This window comes from Bdellovibrio sp. 22V (assembly GCF_030169785.1).
In the GTDB taxonomy this organism is placed as follows: domain Bacteria; phylum Bdellovibrionota; class Bdellovibrionia; order Bdellovibrionales; family Bdellovibrionaceae; genus Bdellovibrio.
On record NZ_CP125854.1, the window covers coordinates 3,221,404 to 3,240,878 of the forward strand.

Below are 19,475 nucleotides of genomic sequence, written 5' to 3' on the forward strand. Positions count from 1 at the left end.
CCTAGTTTTGTGAAGCGCGAAGTTCTTTAAGGACGTCGATAGCGTTGCTCAAAGAGATGCGTTTGCGAATCGCCAAAATTTCTTCGAGTTTCTTTTGTACCAAAGGAATTTCTTTTTCTTCCGCGCCGGCACCTAAAGCCAAGTTCTTCGTATGCAGTTTCATATGGCCTTCGATGATTCCCACAGTCGTCAAAGCTTTTAAAGCTCCTAGGTTTTGCACCAACCCGACGGCCGCAATCACGCGTGAAAGCTCGTTAGCCGTTGTCGTGCCAAGCATCTTCATACACATCATCGCTGTCGGATGAAGAGTCGTCACACCGCCGACAGTACCGACGATCAGTGGTGCTTCAAAGATCCCCTTAAGACCACCTTCGCCATCGCGGAACCAACGCGTGATGGAGCGATATTGGCCGTCGCGAGAAGCGTAGGCATGAATCCCCGCTTCGACCGCGCGCCAGTCATTGCCTGTCGCGATCAACACAGGATCGATACCGTTTAAAACGCCTTTGTTGTTCGTCGCCGCACGGTAAGGATCTTGTTGCGCGAACAAAGAAGCCTCTTCAATTTTTTCCGCCAACTCAGGATCGATATCAGTGATGTGCACAATCGCGCGAGTCACTTTAGAATCAACCAGGTTCGAAAGGATGCACATCGTGACCTTTTCGCCGGTGAACTGTTCGATCGGCTCTTTCAAGAATTCACAGACTTGATTCATGATATTCGCGCCCATCGCATCGCAAGGGTCCATCAAAACGTGAACCACCGCCATATCAGAGCCGTCGCCGCGAGGCACACGGCGCACTTGAATGTCGCGCACCCCGCCGCCTCGGCGAACAAGGCCGAATGCTACTTCGCGGTTGGCGATTTCAATCATAAAGTTTTTTTGCGCCAGAATTTGTTTTTCAAATTGTGCGAAGTTTTTGATTTTCGCACATTGGATTTGTCCGATGATCTCGTTCCCGACAACTTCTGTTGTAATAGAGCCCGATTCACGAATCCATTTTGCCGACTTACACACAGCCGCCACGATGGACGTTTCTTCCACCGCCATCGGGATAACATAGTCTTTACCGTCGATACGGAAATTTGTCGCGACTCCCAAAGGAAGCTGGAAATAACCGATCACGTTTTCGATGAATTTTTCGCCCAAGGAAGTGTCCTTGAGTCCGCCCTTAGCAAGATACTCAACGTCGGAGTCATGAAGGACGCCCACTTCCATCAAAGATTTAAGTCTTTCCTCGCGAGAAAGTTTCGAGAAGCCTTTGAAGATGTCTTGAAGCTGTTTTGTCATCGTACCACCCTCTTTGTTTGAAGGTCTTTAAGATTTCTTGAACCCGTACAGAACATCGTGATCTTCAGTTCAAGTTCCAACTTGTTAAGAAGCTCTTCCAAAGCTTCATCCCCAGCGAGAGCGGCTTCCAGGAATGGTTTTGCCACCCCGACCTTGGCCGCTCCTAAAGCACACAGTTTCCCAATTTCTAAACCATTTCGAACGCCACCAGAAGCCCAAATTTCATAATTTACGCGAGCTTCCTTAGCATTCAGCACAGACTGCACTGTGCTAATGCCCCAATCCTTAAAAGTTTGCGCCACTTTATAGAGTAATTGATCTTCTTGAGAGCGAAAACCCTCAACACGGCCCCAATGCGTTCCACCCTTACCACTCACATCCACCGCGAAAATACCGGTGTTCTGAAGGCGTTTCAGAGTATCCACGGAAAAACCGCAGCCCGTTTCTTTGACGATCACAGGAATGCCCGCCAACTTCACAAGATTTTCGATCGCCTCCAGACCGTGTCTGAATTCTGTCGTGCCTTCCGGCTGCAGAGCTTCTTGCAATGGATTGAGATGAACGAACAAAGCCAAGGCTTCCGTGGAGTCAATCAAACGGCGCACTTTATCGATCGGACTTTTAATCAGTTGAGCGATTCCAATATTTCCAAGGAGACGCGCGCGCGGAGCTTTCTTGCGCACGTGATACCACTCCTCAGCCGCACTGGAATCTTCCAACTCGCGACGTTGCGAACCGACACCCATCAGGATCTGTCTGCGATCACTGAGTCTTGCTAGAGCTTCATTGATTTCACGGCCTTTTTCATGGCCTGCTGTCATTGAAGAAATAAAAATGGGAGAAGAAAGAGAAAGAGCTTCTTTAAAAACAAAAGAGGTCGAAATATCGACCTCTTTAAAATCCAAATTAGGCAAAGCCTCATGAATTAATTCGATCGAGTCCAATCCATTTTGACCATCGGTCTGAGACCTTGGATCCAGCGCGATACGAATATGATCGCGCTTTCTTTGTTCAAACTGAGAGTTGGACTCGTCCATTGCCTTACGCCAAAGCGTGTTTGCAAAGTGCAGTGAATGCTGCTGCGTCGTTGATAGCAAGGTCCGCCAAGATCTTACGATCTACTTGGATACCAGCTTTAATCAAGCCACCGATCAAACGAGAATATGTAGTTCCGTTCAAACGAGCTGCTGCATTGATACGTTGATTCCACAAAGTACGGAAGTTACGTTTTTTAACTTTACGGTCGCGGTAAGCATACGCCATACCACGGTCGTTTTTCTCTACCGCGTGGATGTACGCGCGAGAACCAGCTGAATAGTAACCTTTTGCTCTCTTAAGAACTTTTTTGTGACGAGCACGATTTGTTTTACCACTTTTTACACGAGCCATTTTCTACCTCTAAATTAGTTGTACATCTTCGAACGTGTCGAAGTTACGTACGGAAAAGACATTAAAATTTAAATGAAATCCTAGAATACCAAACAACGACGAACTTGAAGCATGTTTGCATCTTCAACGTATGATGTTTTACCTAGTTGTCTTTTCGTCTTAGAGCTCATGTGAGAGTTCAAGTGACGCATGCGAGTGCTTTTCTTCTTAACTTTGCCGCTTGAAAGAACTTTCAAACGTTTTTTAGCGCCAGAGTGTGTGCGCATTTTCATAGTGCATACCTTCCACCGATAAGGCGTCTCTCCCGACAGGGACAGCTCTTAACCATTGCCTTAGCCAGTCATAATTACGGACTCACCGTTTTAGGGCGAACGGCGGGTAAAAGCAAGCTTTTTTAAGGGGTTAGGGCGAATCATCGGTTTTATGCCCCGAACTCACCACAACGGGATTTTCTTTATAATTTCAAACATTTAAGAATGTTTTTAAAGATTTCTCGAGCCAACTTTGGCGGATTTTGATAGATAAACTCTGCTTAAATCTAAGGCGATTCACCCCCACCGAGGAGTACCCCATGCACAAGGTCCTAGGCTTTCTCGTTCCCCTTTTCTTTGTCTTTTCCGCACATGCTGACGACGTCAGAACATTCTCAAAACTGGGACCTAATACGGCCTTAGTTAAAATCGACACCGAAGACAAGGAAGGCACCCAGGCCGCGATGTACATTGATGGTATTGAAAACCAGGAGTTCATTACGATGATGCTCGCCGATCCCACCTCCAGCTTAAGCATCTTGCGAAAACAAATCGAAACAGAAAATTGCCCTGATGAGGTTCCAACCCCTGAAGGACACATCCCCGGCTGCGGAGAGGTGGAGTTTACTCCCATCGTACAAACAGCGTTCGGGCGCGGCGGCTGGATGGAAGCCGCGGCCACTTATACTTTCTTTGTTGGTTTTCGCTTTGAGGGCACCGGTCATTACTTCGAAAGCACGCACATGGTTTCTTTTAGTGAGCGCGCCGAAGCCCAAGTCGACGACAATATGGATTATTTAGGTGTGGTGCTGAAAACTTTGAACCTCGAAAAGATTGTACCTCTGCCAAAATAATTGCTCGAAGCGCGGCGGACTGCCACACTTCAAATCATGAACACATCGGAAATTCAAAACAATCTTCGCGCTTACGAATTAGAGCACTTTCAAATCGCCACATTGAAAGTTGAAAGTGCTCATCTGAAAAACAATCCTCTTCGCGATCCGTTTATTCGCTTCAATCCTCTGATGGTGCCGAAGTCGAAAGGTCCTTGGCCTGTCGTCATGGTTCTTGGCGGGTTTACCGGCAACGCTCCGTTTTATTTTAATGCTAAATTCAATGAACAGAATGCGGTGCAAGCAATCGATCAGGCTTTCGCGCGCGGTGAAGCTCCGGAAGCACTTTATGTTTTTGTCGATGCCTTGACGTCTTGGGGCGGCTCGCAGTTTTTAAATTCCGCTGCCACAGGAAACTATGAAGATTACATTATGCAGGAAGTGATCCCTGCTTTACGGAAGCACCACCCGGTTTCTTCCGACCCTCGCGAGTGGTGTGTCACCGGCGGTTCCAGCGGAGGCTATGGCGCTCTTCATTTAGCTTCTAAGTATCCCGACACGTTCGGTGTGATCGCCGCGATTGCTCCGGATTCTTTTTTCGAAGCCAGTTTGATTTCTGATCTCTACCAGGCTTTGCCGCTTTGGGAAAAATATAAGGAGTCAGGACTGAAAGCCTTGGAAGAACTGCGCAACGGAAAGCTCGTGAAAAATCGCAACTGGCATTCACTGTTGAATGCTTTTGGTATGGCAGCTTGTTATTCTCCGAAAGGCCATCATGGGGACTTCCACTTACCTCTCGACGTGACTACGGGAGAAAAGATTGATTCGCTTTGGCAGGAATTTCTTCGTCATGATCCTTTGCACTTCCTTCCACAAAGAATCGAAGCCCTTAAAAAGATATCCGCTATTTATTTAGATGTGGGCTCGAAGGATAATTTCCATTTGCAGTACGGAGCGCGACAGATTTCTCGTCTTCTTAAAAATGCCAAGATCGAGCATGACTATGTCGAGTTTGACGGAAATCATTTTGATATCGGCGAGCGCCGACCGGAAGTGTGGAAGTGGCTCTCCACCTTGTGGCGTCAGTAGGAAAAAGGTACCAGGTACCTTTTTCCCACACCGATGTTATCGACTAGGATTCTACGAATTTAAGACCGAGAATTCCCCCGACGATCATGCCTAAAAAAACCAGCTTCATCAGCGACACAGGTTCTTTAAAGACCACAAAGCCAATGACGATCGCTCCCACAGCGCCAATGCCCGTCCATACCGTGTACGAAACGCCGACCGGCAGAACTCGCATCGCAAGTGACAAGAGGTAAAAACTAATACCCATTGTCACCAACGTGAAAATCGAAGGTCCTAGTTTTGTAAATCCATCGGAATATTTAAGACCCGTCGCCCAGACGAATTCCAAAATACCCGCAACCAAGAGAACAAGCCACGCTGTCGTGTTGCTCATAGCAAACTCCTCATCGAGCCTTATTGCCCGACACTCTATTCAATTTTTTCTGAAAGTCGTTGCTGTGAAACAGAGGGAGACTTTTATATCCCAAATATTTTCTTAGCGCTTTCGACAGAACATCGAAAGAAGATAGCTCTAATGTAGCACACTTTGCGAGAGAGGCAAAAAATTCTATCTCGAATTTAGACTAAATGCGGCGGCAAAGGAGTTCGCAGCAAGCCCTGTTAAGCCGCATCACTTTGTTGCCTTAAGGACCTTTGGTTGCTCTTTCAAAAGACATTTTCTAAAGTAAACACATGGATGACTTACTCGCCGCCCGCTCCACCATGGGCTTTTCATTAGGGTTTCATATCATCTTTGCCTCGATTGGGATGACGATGCCCTTTTTTATGTCGGCCGCGCACTTCCTCTATTTAAAAAAGAAAAATCCGGAGCATCTTGAACTCACGCAGATGTGGATGAAAGGTGTCGCCATTCTTTTTGCCGTGGGAGCCGTGTCAGGCACTGTGCTGTCGTTTGAACTTGGTTTGTTATGGCCGGGATTCATGAAATATGCGGGCCCGATTATTGGAATGCCGTTTTCGTGGGAGGGCACTGCTTTCTTCCTTGAAGCGATCGCCATCGGTCTTTTTCTTTACGGATGGAAACGCATGAAACCGTGGGTGCACTGGAGCACGGGTCTGGTCGTCGGTCTTTCCGGTTTCGCCTCGGGCATTTTTGTCGTTGCTGCAAATTCGTGGATGAATGCGCCTGCGGGTTTTGATTGGGTGAATGGCGAGGCTCTGAACATCAATCCAGTTCAAGCGATGTTTAACAAAGCATGGCTGCACCAATCTCTGCACATGCAGCTTGCAGCGTTGCAAGCTGTCGGTTTCGCGGTCGGAGGCATTCATGCATTTTTGTATCTCAAGGGCAAAGCGCGCGCTCTTCATCTGTCGGCAATAAAAATTGCGATGAGTTTTGGCGCCGTCGCCGCGATCCTGCAACCTTTTGCGGGGCACTTTGCCGCACAAAGAGTCGCGGAATTACAACCAGCCAAACTGGCCGCGATGGAAGGACATTTTAAAACCAGCACGCAGGCTCCGCTCTATCTTGGCGGCATTCCGGATGTGAATGCGCAAGAGATGAAATACGGTATTGAACTACCGGGTCTGTTAAGTTTCTTGGCGTTTAATGATTTTGCCGCGGAAGTAAAAGGTCTTGATCAGTTTCCCAAAGAGTTGTGGCCGCCTCTGGTGATCACGCACATCAGCTTTCAGATCATGGTCGCCATTGGTACTTTGCTGGCTTTTGTCGGAGTTCTTTTCTTTGTCTTTATCAGAAAAAATAATTTTCCGTCATGGTTTCTCAAATTTTTAGTGGCGTGCATTCCATTGGGTTTTATCGCCATAGAAGCGGGCTGGATTGTCACCGAGGTCGGCAGACAGCCGTGGATCATTTACGGCATTATGAAAACAAGCGAAGCGGTTACGCCCGTTCCTGGAATGAAATATCATTTCTATTTATTCTTATTCCTCTATCTGTTCTTAGGATTTATCACCGTGTGGCTGTTGCGACGTCAGATCTTGGCAGCGCAAAGAAAGTTTGAGACTTAGGATGATCGAGATTTTATTATTTTTCATCGGAGCTTCTCTTTTGCTGTACGTTCTTTTAGGCGGTGCTGATTATGGCGCGGGAGTTTTGGAGCTTCTTCCGACTCGCAGACATCGCGAAGCCCAGCGTGAATTGATCAATGAAGCCATGGGACCCGTTTGGGAAGCCAATCACATGTGGCTCATTCTGATTGTCGTTATTCTTTTTATGGGCTTCCCGTCAGTCTTTACGACGCTGATGACGTCTTTGCACCTCCCGATGGTCGCCTTGCTCTTAGGCATCGTTGTTCGCGGCTGCGCGTTTACGTTTCGGCATTACGATGCGATTAAGGGCGAAACCTCACAAAAGATTTACACCATGCTTTTTGGTGTTTCGAGTTTATGGACAGCGATGTGGTTAGGAATCATTGCCGCAAGTCTTGATCGCGGTTTGATCAATCCCGAAGCGCGAACTTTCTTTGAAGCCTACATTGCTCCGTGGTGGGGGCGTTATCCCTTCTTAATGGGTGTTTTCGTGGTGTGTATATTTTCTTTTCTTGCCAGCGTTTATCTCATCGGCGAAGCGAAAGAGCCCGGCTTGCAAAAGTTTTTCGCGCGCAGAGGCATGGTATTAAACTATCTCGTCGTCTTTGCCGGAGCGTTAGTTTTTTCAGCCTCTGCCGACGAAAGAACGCCGCTGCATCGTGAGTTCTTCAGGAATGAATATTCCGTGGGATGTATGGTTTTGGCGACTTTGCTGTTCTTTGCATTATGGTTTTTCGTGAGCAAAAGAAACACGCTTTGGGTTCGCCTTATCGCCGGAGGACAAATAAGTTTGATTCTTTTAGGCTGGTACTTCTTGCATGCGCCCAACGCCCTTCTTACTCGGCAAGGACCTTTAAGTTTCTATGCCGCTGCCGCACCGACGGCGACTCTTTTACAACTTGTGATTGCACTTTTAGTGGGAAGTCTTTTTATTTTTCCAAGTCTCTTTTATTTGCTTAAAGTTTTTAAAACAAAGTAGCGAAAAAAGGTACCTGGTCCCTTTTCTTACTTTGTTCCTGTCGACATGATGATAGGTGCCGGCGCCGGTCGTTGGATTTCAGGAAGACGTCCGCACTTGCCCGTAAGAAGCCCCGTACACACGAAGCCGACATGAATAGTCTTTACAAGGATCGACGGCCCCGCGACTTTTTCGTAAGTGGCCATCTTGTGAATTTTCTCCGCCAGCTCTTCATTGGTTAAGCGACGCGGATCGAATTCCATTTTTAAAAGACCCTTCTCTTTAAGCTTCGCCAGCTCACGACGGATGTTCTTAAAAATGGGCTCCATATCCGCGCGGTATTTTCGGTCGGCTGCGAGGAATTCATTGAAATATTCGACCAAAGCATCGAGGTCTCTTTCATCTATAACAGGTGCGGGAAGTTCGCCAAGAGTCGAAGTGGCGTTAAGGTGTGAAGGGTCCGTCTTTGCAAAGACACTGAGGGAAACCAATAAAGAAGACACGATAAGCAAATAACGCATGCTTAACCCCACCTCTTTAAAAATTATAGAAGAAGAGTTCTTCGAAGAAAAGTGATTTTCCATTAAGGAAGCGCCATTTTGTGGCACTGGTGAATCATTCTTTCACGTTCGGTTTCAACTTGCACCACAGACAGCCTTGGTATCACTGTGCAACTATTTGACAGGACTTTTTCCACATTCCCGAAATACTCACAACTCTAATCAAAGCCATGCCCTAGTCGCGCGCCAAGTGACGAAGATTGTCTCTTTCCAAAATGCACCACCCCTTCTGGATCTTTCTGAAACACCTCTGGCACCTTCGTTGCTCATAATGGATCAGGATTTACCGTGGAGGATTATATATATGGAATTCCTATTATCTTTAGGCCGTGGATTTACATCAGCAGACGCGATTTGGATGTGGGCTATTTTAGCAGCACAAATCGTTTCAATCGCTATTATCGCAGAAAGAGCTTTGGCTCTCTTTGTGGCGCGCAAAACAAATCAAAAGGAGCTTTCTAAGGTTCTTGCGGAAGACATCCGTGCTGGAAACTTGGATAAAGCTTTGCGCAGATCCCTGCAAATGGGCGCAAAAGAACCATTGGGTGTTGTTGCCTCTGCAGGTATTCAAGCTGCTCTCGATATGGGTGGCAAAGAAGAAATCCAACTTAAAATGGATGAAGTTCTTCTTGAAGAAAACTCTCGCGTGGAAAAACGCATCGGTTTCTTGGCGATGTTTGCCAACGTCGCTACTTTGTTAGGTCTTTTGGGTACGATCACAGGTTTGATCCACTCTTTCGCGGGTATCTCGAATGCAAACCCGGCAGAAAAAGCGACGATCTTGTCTCAAGGTATCTCTTTGGCGATGAACACGACAGCTTACGGTTTGATCGTGGCAGTTCCTGCTTTGATCATGTATGCGGTTTTGCAAAACAGAGCTTCACGTTTAACGGATGACCTTAATAAAGGTGCTTTGAATCTTTTCATTCAATTGGGTTTCCACTACGAACCCGTAACTGCGAAAAAAGAAGTTCCTGCTAACGCTGGGAGATAATCATGGGCATGATGGGCGGCGCCGGTGATGGCGACAAAGAATTGAACTTTGAACTTAATATTCTACCGATCCTGGATATCTTGTCGGTCTTGATCTGTTTCCTTTTGCTAACGGCAGTCTGGATTCAAATCGGCACTATCGACACGCGCCAGGCGATCGGGGATAACTCCGTTGCTGGAGCTAAAAATCCTCCTTCCTTGTATATCACGGTAAACACACAAGGAGCGGTTCAACTTTCTTTGCGCGATCTTCCTGGTGCCAAAACCCATGAAGACAGCATTCAAGCGCAAGGCCGCGGTGTGAACTGGTCGATGCTTGAACAAAAGCTGCAGGCTCTGCGCAATAAGTTTCCGGACCTTAAAACCGGAATCGTTCGCCCTGAAGCGCAAGCTTCTTATGGCGACGTGATTCGCATCATGGACAAACTTAAACAGTTTCAATTTGAAGGAGTGGGTTTATCCCCTCTTGGGTAGGACTTTATGAAAACGTCTTCCTTTGCTGATTCTAAAAAAAGATCTCCCCTGAGCGACTTGCAAAACTTGAAGCCGGGGATGAAAAAGAAGAAAAGCGCCGGTCACAACCTGGCGCTGGCTCTGCCATTGACCTCTTTGATCGACGCTTTTTCGATCATCGTGATCTATCTTCTTATCGGCACACAAAACAGCGGCATGGAGTCCCCTGTTCCCACAAAAATGAATCTTCCCATCGCTGAACACAGTGTTGGTGTCGAGAAAGAAACTCCGATTTTGACGATTCAAAAAGGCGTTTACCGTTTGAACGACGTTATCGTTCCCGTGCGCGCTTTGGGTGAAAAATTGGCCGAGTTAAAAGCTAAATCCCAAGAGAAATCTTTGGAGCTTTTGGTGCAAGCCGATCAGGAAATGAAATACGAAGACTTGGATCCTTTGCTTAAGGCAAGCTCCTTGTCTGGTTTCGAAAAAATGAAATTTGCGGTGGTACCTGCACGATGAAAACACTGAACGATATCCTAGTTGTAAGCGCTTTTTTAACAGGGATCTTGAGCTCCCCTCAGGCCTTTGCTGACAAAATGAACGCAGAGACTCAGGATCTCGTTATCAAAAAGATGGAAAGAGTTCTTTCCGCAATGGAAAAGACCGACAACGCCTGGCTTTCAAGCCAACAGCGTTTGGCGGATCTTCTTTCTGAAAGAGCCCGCACTCGTTTTATGAGTGAAATCGAAGCCGGCTGTGAAGGCTGCAAAGGCTCTAAAGACGACCGCCAAAAGGCCGTCAAAATTTACGAAACAATTCTGCAAGAAGTAAAAGTGAATGAGCACGGCCCGATTCTTTTTCAACTGGCGCATCTTTACGAGATGGCCGGCCAAAACGATAAAGCCATTGCTCTTTACGAAAGCATTATCAAAGATGCTAAAAAGAAAAATATTAATGCTGAAATCGTAACACGTTCTCGCGTTGGTTTGGGCGACCTCCTTTTCCAAAAAGGCCGTTTCGCTGATGCACGTGAACACTACAAGGTGGCTTTGAAGGATAAAAATCTTCAAAACCGTTATTTGACGATCTATAACGTCGCTTGGTGCGAATATAACACGGACAATTTAAAGGGCGCGATTGCGACCCTTGAAGACCTTTTAAGAAATCCCGAGATGATCCGTCGTGAAACTGAAGACGGTTCTAAATACGATGCGCCTTTTCACACGGACATGCTTCGCGACCTTGCAACTTTCTATACGAAGCAAGACGTAACGACTCGTGAGATCAACACGTTTGAAGCTCTTGCTCCGATTGAAAAGCGTAAAGACTTGATGTTGTACTTTGCTAAAGAAACGGACCGTATCGGTCAAAAAAAACCGGCCCAAGAAATCATGAGCCGTTACTTGGCTGACAATGCTCTTTCCAAAGAAGAGCGTATCGAAGCTTCCATTCAGTTAGCGCAAATCAATTACGATCGCGGCAACACAAAAGAATCCGTTACTGAATTCGGAAAAGCCGCCGCCGCTTTGCAAAAGTCCGGTTGTTCTGGTGACAAGTGCGAAGAACTGCAAAAGACGATGAAACGTTATGTAACGGAACTTCACCGCTCTAAAAAATTGAAACCTGATCAAGATTTGATGAGCGCTTATTTGACTTACAATAAAACCTTCCCTGCCGATATGGAGATGACTCAACGTGGGGCCTCTGTTGCGATGGAAATGAGCAACTTCCCTGTAGCAGTGGCTTTGTACCGCACTGTCAGCGAAAGCCGTTCTTTCTCGCAAAAAGAACGCGAAGAAGCTTTGTTGAACGAAGTTTCCGCGGCGGAAAAATCAAAAAATCCTTCTTTGCAAAGAGACGCCTACATTCACTATTTGAAGTATGCTCCACGCAATGCCAAGTCGTTTGAAGTAAAATACCAGCTCGCATACTTGAGCTACCAACAAAAACAATACGCGGATGCAGCCGAATCTTTCGAAGACCTTGCGAAAGATAAAAACGGAACTGCAGATCTTCGTAAAAAAGCCGCGGATCTTTCACTAGACGCTTTGGCGCAATTGAAAAACGAAAAAGTTTTGGAAGATCTTGCTTGGGATTACTCTGAGATTTTTCCGCAGGCTCGTGCGGAATTCGAAGGTATCGCGCGTAAATCCTTGATGAACCGCGTGGCTCGTGTTGCGAATGACTCTCGCTCTAGCTCTTCGGATCTTAAAAAAGCTTTGGCTTCTTTGGATGCCGATAAAGTGAAAAATGCCAGCAGCGCGGAAAAGATTCTTTTCTATAACAACCAAAGCGTTCTTGCAAAAAAGCTTGATGATGAAAAGACTTATATCGCGGCTTTGACTTCGCTGATGGCCGTTCCTGGTTTGACTTCCGAGCAACGTGAAAATGCGTTGGAGCAAATGACAGGTTACTACGAGAAAAAATTAGATTTCAAAAACGCTTATGTTACGGCTTTGCGTTTGCAGAATGCGAAAATCTCTGAAAAGGAAAAAGAATTCCGTCTTGGAACTTTAGCGGACCTCGCGGGTCTTGATGCTTCCAAACACTATCGTCGCGCTTTGGATGCGGGACTTCGCGGAGAAAGATCTTTGATCGTTCGTTCCCGCCTGGTTTTGACTTCTTCGAACCCGGCTCGCGAATTAAAAACGCAAGCACGTGAGTTGAAACAACGCCCGGCTCTTCTAAATGAAACAGCTTTATTGGTGTATGCGCAAACGGGCGACGCTTCTTCCATCAAGTCCGTTCTTGAGATGAAAGAAATGCGTAAACAGTCGGCTCCCCTGTTTATCAAAAAACAAGCGTTCTATACAAAAGCGCAAGAGACTCGGGCTAAAATTGCTGACAGCTATTTAAGTTCAAACAATGATCGCGCTTTGCAAAAATCCATTGCTGCGCGTGTCGCCCTTCTTAAAAAAGCGGATGCTCTTTTGGCGGAAAGTTTGCCTTTAAAAGACGTCACGGCGCAGATGATGGCTTTGGCGATCGTTTCTTATGAGAACGAACGTATGGTGCGTGACCTGGCTTCGTTGCCTCTTCCGGAAAAACTGTCTCCACAAGAACAAAGACAATACATCTCATTGCTTAAAGCTCAGTCGAAACCGTTCTTGTACAAGGCTCGCGTAGCTCAGCAGAAACAACAAGAAATCTGGAATAGATCTCCGGGTCTTGCGCAGACTTTGCGTGATTTCAAAGTGGCTCGTCCTGAAATTCGCAATTTGTTGGCTCGTGAGCTGACTTTGCTCAATCAGATTCCAGGTAAAGGCCCTATGAAAACAGCTTTGGAAGACGCCTTGGACGAGAGACAACTTTCGTCACGTGATTTAGTGTCTGCGCGCCAATCAGTTGCAGCTGACCCTGCAAATATCCGCAGTATTGAAAATTTGAAACTCATAGAGACCAAAATTGGCCACCCTCTTATGCCTGCTTACTTGGAAGCGCGTATAAGCCATCTCCAGAGAGGAAAAAGCCTATGAAATCAGCACTAACTTTGGCCCTCGTTTTGCTACTTTCCCAGGTGTCGTTGGCCTCGGGAAAATCCGCTAAAAACGGAAAAGCCGATAAACCAGTCGCGAAAAAATCTCAGCTTGGAACCTCTTTCAGATTTAGCGGTTCCTCCCTTCGCGGAAAGTATCAGACTTCGATGGGAACAGCGGCGACGGTGGAAAACGACAAACTTTTAGAAGATCTTTTGAAAGGCCGTACTCAGTTTGAGGATCGCCAGGAAAAAGAAACAGAACGTAACTAAGGGTAAACGATATGAGCGCAGCGAAACTTCTGATTCTTGAAAACACTCTCGGCCAAAAGGTTCGCACTTTTGCGGTTCACGCTGATTCTATGAATCTGGTGTACCTCAAAGACAGTCGCCGCGTTGAAGCCTTTACTGACTTAAACGAACTTAACGAAAACGGCATTCCTTACACTCTTCTTCAAGAGATTCAACTTTCGCAACTTTCCGAAGAAGGTCTTGTTCTGCAAGGTTTGGGTCGCGTTCGCGCCTTCCCCGCAAACGGCGTACAAAACAGCCCGACGCACACTTTGGCGGAAGAACAAGACGAAGAGCAACTGAAAACAATCCTGCAAAAGACAACTGCAGGACACATGATCGCGATCTTTGTATTGCTTTTGGGTTCATGGGTTTACACAAACTATTTCATGAAAACTTCAGAGCCACCTCTTGTAACGATTATGCTTCCACAAGAAGAACCGCCTGTGAAAACTCAGCCTGAGGCGCGTCCTCATGTGAAAGTTTCTAAAACTAAAATCAAGCAATCCAACAAAGTCTATCGTCCTGTTGCTAAAAAAATTAAAAGCAAGCCTTACAAAGTGAACACGGCAAAAGCGAAAGACGTTCGCCGTGTTGGAGCTTTGGCGGCTCTTGGCGGTTTGAAAAACGGCGCTATGGACGCTGAAGGTTTGGATATGCAATCTCTTAAAAACATCCGCGCGGCTGGTAAGGGCGCTGGTGGTGGCGGTATCGGAAACGCGGGTCGCGGTGGCGCGCGCGGATACATGCCGGGCAACGGTTTGATCGCGGGTTCTGCCGGTGAAGGCGCTCGTGCTCAAGGAGCTGGTGGTTACGGAACGAAGGGTTCCGGTGGCGGCCGTGCTGGTTATGGAAAGATCTCTTTAGTTGGTGGCACTTCGGCCGTCAGTCTTCCCCTTGATGAAGAAGTCGTTGTTGAAGGTGGTCTTGACCAAGATCAAATCCAAGCTGTTATCAACCGCAACAGAGGTCAAATTACTTATTGTTATGAAAAAGGCTTGCAAGGCCAACCTACTTTGGGCGGTCGCGTGGCCGTGAGCTTCGTGATCGGCGCTGCCGGCAAAATCACGACGGCAAAAGTGGCAGAGACTTCTTTAGGTTCTCGTATGGTTGAAAACTGCATGTTGCAAAAAATGAGAACATGGCAGTTCCCTCGCCCGGTTGGCAAAGTGAATGTTGACGTTCTTTATCCGTTCGAACTTTCTCGCGTGAGCGCTCGTTAAGAGGAGATGTGAATATGAAAAACACCCAAACTCTTATCCCCGTTTTAGCTTTGTCGCTCCTCGCAGGATGTGGCGAATACAGCAAGGACCCGGTTCCTGAGCTTCAAAAAATGCGTGAAAACGCGAAAGTTCAGATTCAACAAGGTCCTGACAAAGCTCGCGAGATTGTTAAGACCGAAATCGTCGAAAAAGAAGTTGTTGTTGTAAAGGAAGAATCCACGATCGACGAAAAGTTCATCGTGATCACTCCTGATCCACAAATGACTTTCAATGAAGGCCAAACAAGTCAGTTTAAAATCCGCGCACGCGTTCTTGTTCCTGGCATCGAAGTAAAGTTGACGGCAGCAGGTCTTCCTGAAGGCGCTCGCCTTGAAAGATCGCAAAAAGAAAAAGATCTTTATCTTTTGACTTGGACTCCGGCTCTTTACTCTATCCCTGCAAACTATGCGATGAAGTCTTACCCTGTGAAAATCACGGCGGAGGTTACTTCTGCGAACAATCAAGCGGAAGCTGATAAACTTAAAGGCCTTGTGCGTGAAAAAGAAGTGAATTTGTTCTTGTTCCGCAACCAGGAAGTGCCTTCTGAATTGGCTGTTGCAGGTTTAACTCAGGAAGTGAACGAAGGAACTTTGGTGCCTTTCACGATCACGGTAAAAGTACCGGGCATCGACGACAAAACGCCAGTGAAACCGACTTTGGTTGTCTCCTACGATGCTGTCAGCTACACAGCGGGTAATAGCTTTCTTGAATTGGATGGCGCTCGTTACGTGATGCTTGATGCGACTAAGAAAGACGCTGAATACCTTGGCGACTCTAAATGGAAATTCACACGCGTTTTCGACACGAAAAACATTTCTGTTCAACCTCAGCTTGCAAAAGACGGAACTGTTTTAGCTGGCGCTGACGGGACTCGCGTTCGTTTGAGCTTTAAAGTTTACAGCCCCTACGGTCTTTCGACGCCTGAATCATTGACTCAGGTTAAAATCCGCTACGCTCAACCTGTAACCACTCCGGAGGTTGCAAAATGAAAACAATGAATCTTTTGACGGTCGCTGTTCTCGCTTGCTCTCTTTTCGCAGTTTCAGCTCAAGCCGCTTCTGCGAAAAGCAGAACTTCTGCAAAAACAATCAATGCCTCTGAAGACATCGACTCTTTGGGTGGCAATAAAGAATTGATGGAAATGGCAGAGAAAGTGAAATCAACAAGCCGTTCGCGCATCGTGCAAGAGCGTATCGTTGACCGCCGCAATACTCTGGAATTCGGTCTTTCTTACGGAAGCACGTTCGGTGGCGATGCTTATTTGAAAACACAAAGTTTGGGCGTGGCTGTGGATTACCACATCACTCCCCGCTGGTCTTTGGGCGTTCGTTATTACGATTTCGGTAGCAGCCTGACAAGTGAAGGTCAGCGTGTTTTTGATGAAGCTCGTGCCGCTTACAATGCTGGTGGCCGCGCGAATATCGTAGATGTCGACTATCCACTTAATGCGACGATGGCTGTTGTGAACTGGTATCCTATTTACGGTAAAACCAGCTTTTATGACATGGGCGTTACGCAGTTTGATATTTACCTTCTTGCTGGTGGCGGCTCCATCACTCTTTCCAGCGGCAACACGTCTATCTTGACTGGTGGCGTGGGTATCGGCGCGTGGATGACAAAACATCTTTCTGCGCGTGCGGAAGTTCGCTACCAAAAATATGAAGATCAAATCGTAACAGGTTCCCGCTCTTTGGATACTGTTGTTGGCTCTCTTGGTCTTGGATGGATTTTATGATGAAGTCAGTTTTCGCTCTTAGCACAATCGCGCTTCTTGTCTGCGGCTTGAACTCTCGAGCAATCGCCGCTGACCGCGTTTCGACAGCGGACTGGGCGAAAAACTGGGCTCGTTCTGCAACTGCGAACAAAGCCTTTTCTACTTCGGATATCGAGAAGAAAGCACTTGGATCTTGCAGCGACTGCGAGAATAAATCTTCTTTAAGAAAAGCCCGTCAGCTTTTTGCTAAAGGCCAGTTCGATGCTGCGATTTCCTCTTACAATGAAATTCCTCGGGGCAACACTTACTGGTTGTCGGCTGTAGAAGAAAAAGGCTGGGCGTATTTCCGTCAGGAAAACTACGAAAAAGCTTTGGCGCAAACGAAGACTTTGTTGGCTCCACAGTTTGCAGAGATTTCTAATTCTGAAGCCTTCTTATTGCAGTCTTTAACTCAATTAAAGATTTGCGATTACAAAGGTGTTTTTGAAACTCACCAGATTTTCAAAGAAAAACAAAAGAACCGTATCATGGAAGTTCAGAAACTTGCGAAGTCCGGCTGGAACGACGCTTTGACACAAGTTCTTAAAAAAGCGGATCAGTTCCCTTTGACTTTGGATGATATGGGCGACGCGGTTCAACGCCTGCCTCTTTTGATTTACAAAGATGTGGAGTTTCAAAAGCAAGCTTTGCGTTTTAAAGCTTCTGAAAAAGCGATTTACCAAGTGGAGTCTCCACGTTTGAAAAATGTTTTGGAGAAAGCTAATACAGATGCTTTCCTCGCTCTCAAAAAACGTGTGCAGGAATTGGCTCAGGAAGAAACGAACGAAAACTTCGTGATCATTCAAAAGTTGAATCTTGTCGAAGTTGAAGCCATCCAACGTGTTCACACTGACATGAACATGGCAGAGGCTTTGTACAACGAAAATAAATTTAAAGACGTTCAGGACGACAAATTGGTCTTTATGGATGATGGCAGACCTTGGATCGACGAACTTGATAAGTTCGAAGTGGCATCGAAAGCATGCGCTAAAGGGATCAGGAGGAAGATGTGAGAAACGTCATCATCGTCGCAATTTACGTAACGGCTTATATGCTTGTTTCAGCGTGCAGTCCTGAGTCCGCGACTCTGCGTGCGGAAAAACCTTTGATACAGCCGGAAGTTGTCATTCCCCAGTATGAAAAAACAGCTCCGCAAACTTTCGAGTGGATCACTGAAGACGGCGGTCAAAGCCAGCTTGAGTTCAATCCCCAAGTGGATATTTTGTTTGTAACGGATAACTCTGACAGTATGAAATCCGCGCAAGAGAATTTGATCCGTAACATCGACAAGTTCACTGCGGGTATTTTGAAAAACCGTATGATTGACTATCATATCGGTGTGATTTCTGTTTGGGACAGCTCTGATCGCTATACGCAAACCAAAAAAGATCAATACCAAATGGGTGATCTTCGTTTGATCAAAAATACCAAAGGCCAAACTTCGACAACGCGTCGTTTTGTTGCTAAAAGAGATCAAAATCCTGCGTTGATCGCGGCGTCCTTGCATATCGGTGTAACGCCTTATGCTCAAGGCGGTCCCGAGTTCGAAGAAATGTTTTCTCCTCTTGCGGCGGCTCTGGAAAAGACCGGCCGTGGCGCTACAAATGAAGACTTCTTCCGTCCTGACGCCCAGCTTGTTGTCGTTCTTTTGACGGATGCCGATGACTCTTCAAAAAGCATTACTCCTGAAGAAATGGCGCAAAAGCTGATCGCTTTTAAAGGCGGTCGCGCCGAGAAGGTGTCTGCTTACGGTGTGCTTGTACGTCCACAAGATCCTGACACTTACAAAGACTGGGATTTGAAAGTTCACCCTAAGTATCATCCCGAGTGCTTCGATATGTCGCAAAAGACTCCGAAGAACAACGGCACTTGTACAGGGTTCGGTCCCGAGCGTTTAGAAAAGTTCATCGTCGCGGCCAACCAAAATGAAGGCACGCCCGATCAAATTCGCGCGAAACACATCATGAGTATCGTGAGCCCTAAGTTCGGGGAAGATTTGGCGAAGATCGGTTCTGACATCACTGTAAAGACTTTGGAAAAAGATATTTTCTTAAGCCAACGTCCTCGCGTGCAAAACGGTCAGTTGATGGTTCGTGTTCGTTACGGAAAACAAGTGATCCCGCAAAGAGCGAAAGGCGGATGGTTGTACAATCCTGAAGACAACTCCATCCATCTTTCCGGCGACATCAACTATGAATACGTTGAAGGCGCGCGTTTTTCTGTGGACCTGGTTCCTTTGACTTTGAAACAGTAATTTAAACTCACAGGACGTTTTTGATTAAGGGAAGCCTCGGCTTCCCTTTTTTATATATTAAACTTCTATGATTAAAGTGACGGGCCCATCGTTGAGCAGACTGACTTTCATATCAGCGCCAAAGACACCGCCAAATGTGGGAACCTGGGCGGCGCTCAACTCCAACGCTTTATTATACATAAGCTCCGCCTTGGCCGGCTCTTCCGCGCCGATAAAGCTAGGCCGATTTCCCTTCGAGGCATCTCCCAAAAGAGTGAACTGAGAAACCAACAGATGCTCCCCGCCTACGTCTTTAAGCGAGAGATTCATTTTGCCATTTTCATCAGGAAAAATCCGCAGCGCCAAAATTTTGGAAATCATTTTTTGCAGTTGTTCTTCGGTATCACCTTTAGCCACTCCTAAAAGCGTCAGGAACCCTTTTTGAATCGAGGAAATTTCTTTCCCCTCAACAACAACAAATGCATTTTGAACTCTTTGAACAACGGCTTTCATAAGAAAATCATGTCATAAAGTCGGCGCGATGTAGACGTAAAAAATCACCGGGTACTTTTTGAGAGCGCGGTTGGTTTGGGACCAGAGGGATTCGATTTTTGGAAAATGGCTTCGTATTTCGGAAGATTGACGCGATATT

At 46.6% G+C, this 19,475-nt stretch carries 21 protein-coding genes; 14 read left to right on the forward strand and 7 right to left on the reverse strand.

The genetic code is table 11. The annotated features are described in order from the left end of the window. Position 1: 1 nt before the first annotated feature. The 4 genes from QJS83_RS15600 to rpmI all read right to left on the reverse strand — a co-directional run bounded on the left by QJS83_RS15600 (position 2) and on the right by rpmI (position 2,952). Positions 2–1,291 (reverse strand): hydroxymethylglutaryl-CoA reductase, degradative, encoded by a 1,290-nt coding sequence (locus QJS83_RS15600; protein ID WP_284606232.1) that lies wholly within the window; start codon positions 1,289–1,291, stop codon positions 2–4. After that, positions 1,288–2,328, reverse strand: coding sequence for a type 2 isopentenyl-diphosphate Delta-isomerase (fni, locus tag QJS83_RS15605; protein WP_284606234.1), 1,041 nt, complete (start codon positions 2,326–2,328; stop codon positions 1,288–1,290). The genes QJS83_RS15600 and fni overlap by 4 nt, the downstream gene beginning before the upstream one ends. 4 nt (positions 2,329–2,332) lie before the next feature. Continuing rightward, a complete protein-coding gene (gene rplT, locus QJS83_RS15610; RefSeq protein ID WP_284606236.1) occupies positions 2,333–2,680 on the reverse strand; it encodes a 50S ribosomal protein L20 in 348 nt (115 codons plus the stop codon). Between the two features lie 80 nt (positions 2,681–2,760). Beyond that, positions 2,761–2,952 (reverse strand): 50S ribosomal protein L35, encoded by a 192-nt coding sequence (gene rpmI / locus QJS83_RS15615; protein WP_011164102.1) that lies wholly within the window; start codon positions 2,950–2,952, stop codon positions 2,761–2,763. 299 nt (positions 2,953–3,251) lie between these two features. Between rpmI and QJS83_RS15620 the strand changes: the two genes are divergently transcribed. After that, positions 3,252–3,785, forward strand: coding sequence for a hypothetical protein (locus QJS83_RS15620; RefSeq protein WP_284606242.1), 534 nt, complete (start codon positions 3,252–3,254; stop codon positions 3,783–3,785). Positions 3,786–3,821: 36 nt separating this feature from the next. Further along, the gene (locus QJS83_RS15625) at positions 3,822–4,853 is read left to right on the forward strand and encodes an alpha/beta hydrolase (protein WP_284606243.1); all 1,032 of its coding nucleotides are present in this window, start codon (positions 3,822–3,824) and stop codon (positions 4,851–4,853) included. 43 nt (positions 4,854–4,896) lie between these two features. On the opposite strand, the gene QJS83_RS15630 is transcribed toward QJS83_RS15625, so the two are convergent. Further along, the gene (locus tag QJS83_RS15630) at positions 4,897–5,226 is read right to left on the reverse strand and encodes a DMT family transporter (protein ID WP_284606244.1); all 330 of its coding nucleotides are present in this window, start codon (positions 5,224–5,226) and stop codon (positions 4,897–4,899) included. Between the two features lie 299 nt (positions 5,227–5,525). On the opposite strand from QJS83_RS15630, the gene QJS83_RS15635 reads away from it, so the two are divergent. Both QJS83_RS15635 and QJS83_RS15640 read left to right on the forward strand, forming a co-directional pair. Next, positions 5,526–6,824 carry a cytochrome ubiquinol oxidase subunit I gene (locus QJS83_RS15635; RefSeq protein WP_284606245.1) on the forward strand — a complete coding sequence of 433 codons (1,299 nt, stop codon included), beginning with the start codon at positions 5,526–5,528 and terminating at the stop codon, positions 6,822–6,824. A 1-nt stretch (position 6,825) separates the two neighbouring features. After that, positions 6,826–7,824, forward strand: a complete 999-nt coding sequence (locus tag QJS83_RS15640; protein ID WP_284606247.1) for a cytochrome d ubiquinol oxidase subunit II — start codon at positions 6,826–6,828, stop codon at positions 7,822–7,824. 26 nt (positions 7,825–7,850) lie between these two features. Here the strand turns inward: QJS83_RS15640 and QJS83_RS15645 are convergent, their stop codons facing one another. After that, positions 7,851–8,324 (reverse strand): hypothetical protein, encoded by a 474-nt coding sequence (locus QJS83_RS15645; RefSeq protein ID WP_284606249.1) that lies wholly within the window; start codon positions 8,322–8,324, stop codon positions 7,851–7,853. Between the two features lie 343 nt (positions 8,325–8,667). On the opposite strand from QJS83_RS15645, the gene QJS83_RS15650 reads away from it, so the two are divergent. The 10 genes from QJS83_RS15650 to QJS83_RS15695 are packed head-to-tail and all read left to right on the forward strand — an operon-like array spanning position 8,668 to position 18,844. Next, the gene (locus tag QJS83_RS15650; RefSeq protein WP_284606251.1) at positions 8,668–9,357 is read left to right on the forward strand and encodes a MotA/TolQ/ExbB proton channel family protein; all 690 of its coding nucleotides are present in this window, start codon (positions 8,668–8,670) and stop codon (positions 9,355–9,357) included. Between the two features lie 2 nt (positions 9,358–9,359). Continuing rightward, on the forward strand, positions 9,360–9,830 hold the full coding sequence (locus QJS83_RS15655) for an ExbD/TolR family protein (protein ID WP_284606253.1): 471 nt from the start codon (positions 9,360–9,362) through the stop codon (positions 9,828–9,830). A 6-nt stretch (positions 9,831–9,836) separates the two neighbouring features. Further along, positions 9,837–10,328, forward strand: a complete 492-nt coding sequence (locus QJS83_RS15660) for an ExbD/TolR family protein (RefSeq protein WP_284606255.1) — start codon at positions 9,837–9,839, stop codon at positions 10,326–10,328. After that, positions 10,325–13,285, forward strand: a complete 2,961-nt coding sequence (locus QJS83_RS15665) for a tetratricopeptide repeat protein (RefSeq protein ID WP_284606256.1) — start codon at positions 10,325–10,327, stop codon at positions 13,283–13,285. The genes QJS83_RS15660 and QJS83_RS15665 overlap by 4 nt, the downstream gene beginning before the upstream one ends. Continuing rightward, positions 13,282–13,557 (forward strand): hypothetical protein, encoded by a 276-nt coding sequence (locus tag QJS83_RS15670; RefSeq protein WP_284606258.1) that lies wholly within the window; start codon positions 13,282–13,284, stop codon positions 13,555–13,557. The genes QJS83_RS15665 and QJS83_RS15670 overlap by 4 nt, the downstream gene beginning before the upstream one ends. Before the next feature lie 11 nt (positions 13,558–13,568). Then, positions 13,569–14,798 (forward strand): AgmX/PglI C-terminal domain-containing protein, encoded by a 1,230-nt coding sequence (locus tag QJS83_RS15675; protein ID WP_284606259.1) that lies wholly within the window; start codon positions 13,569–13,571, stop codon positions 14,796–14,798. A gap of 14 nt (positions 14,799–14,812) precedes the next feature. Further along, positions 14,813–15,826 carry a hypothetical protein gene (locus tag QJS83_RS15680; RefSeq protein WP_284606260.1) on the forward strand — a complete coding sequence of 338 codons (1,014 nt, stop codon included), beginning with the start codon at positions 14,813–14,815 and terminating at the stop codon, positions 15,824–15,826. Further along, entirely contained in the window at positions 15,823–16,572 is a 750-nt protein-coding gene (locus tag QJS83_RS15685) for an outer membrane beta-barrel domain-containing protein (protein ID WP_284606262.1), read from the forward strand. Before QJS83_RS15680 ends, QJS83_RS15685 begins: the two co-directional genes overlap by 4 nt. After that, positions 16,569–17,603, forward strand: coding sequence for a hypothetical protein (locus tag QJS83_RS15690; protein WP_284606263.1), 1,035 nt, complete (start codon positions 16,569–16,571; stop codon positions 17,601–17,603). The genes QJS83_RS15685 and QJS83_RS15690 overlap by 4 nt, the downstream gene beginning before the upstream one ends. Then, on the forward strand, positions 17,600–18,844 hold the full coding sequence (locus QJS83_RS15695) for a vWA domain-containing protein (protein ID WP_284606264.1): 1,245 nt from the start codon (positions 17,600–17,602) through the stop codon (positions 18,842–18,844). Before QJS83_RS15690 ends, QJS83_RS15695 begins: the two co-directional genes overlap by 4 nt. A gap of 57 nt (positions 18,845–18,901) precedes the next feature. Here QJS83_RS15695 and dtd read toward each other — a convergent pair whose 3' ends face one another. Then, positions 18,902–19,336 (reverse strand): D-aminoacyl-tRNA deacylase, encoded by a 435-nt coding sequence (gene dtd, locus QJS83_RS15700; protein ID WP_284606265.1) that lies wholly within the window; start codon positions 19,334–19,336, stop codon positions 18,902–18,904. Positions 19,337–19,475: the final 139 nt, after the last annotated feature.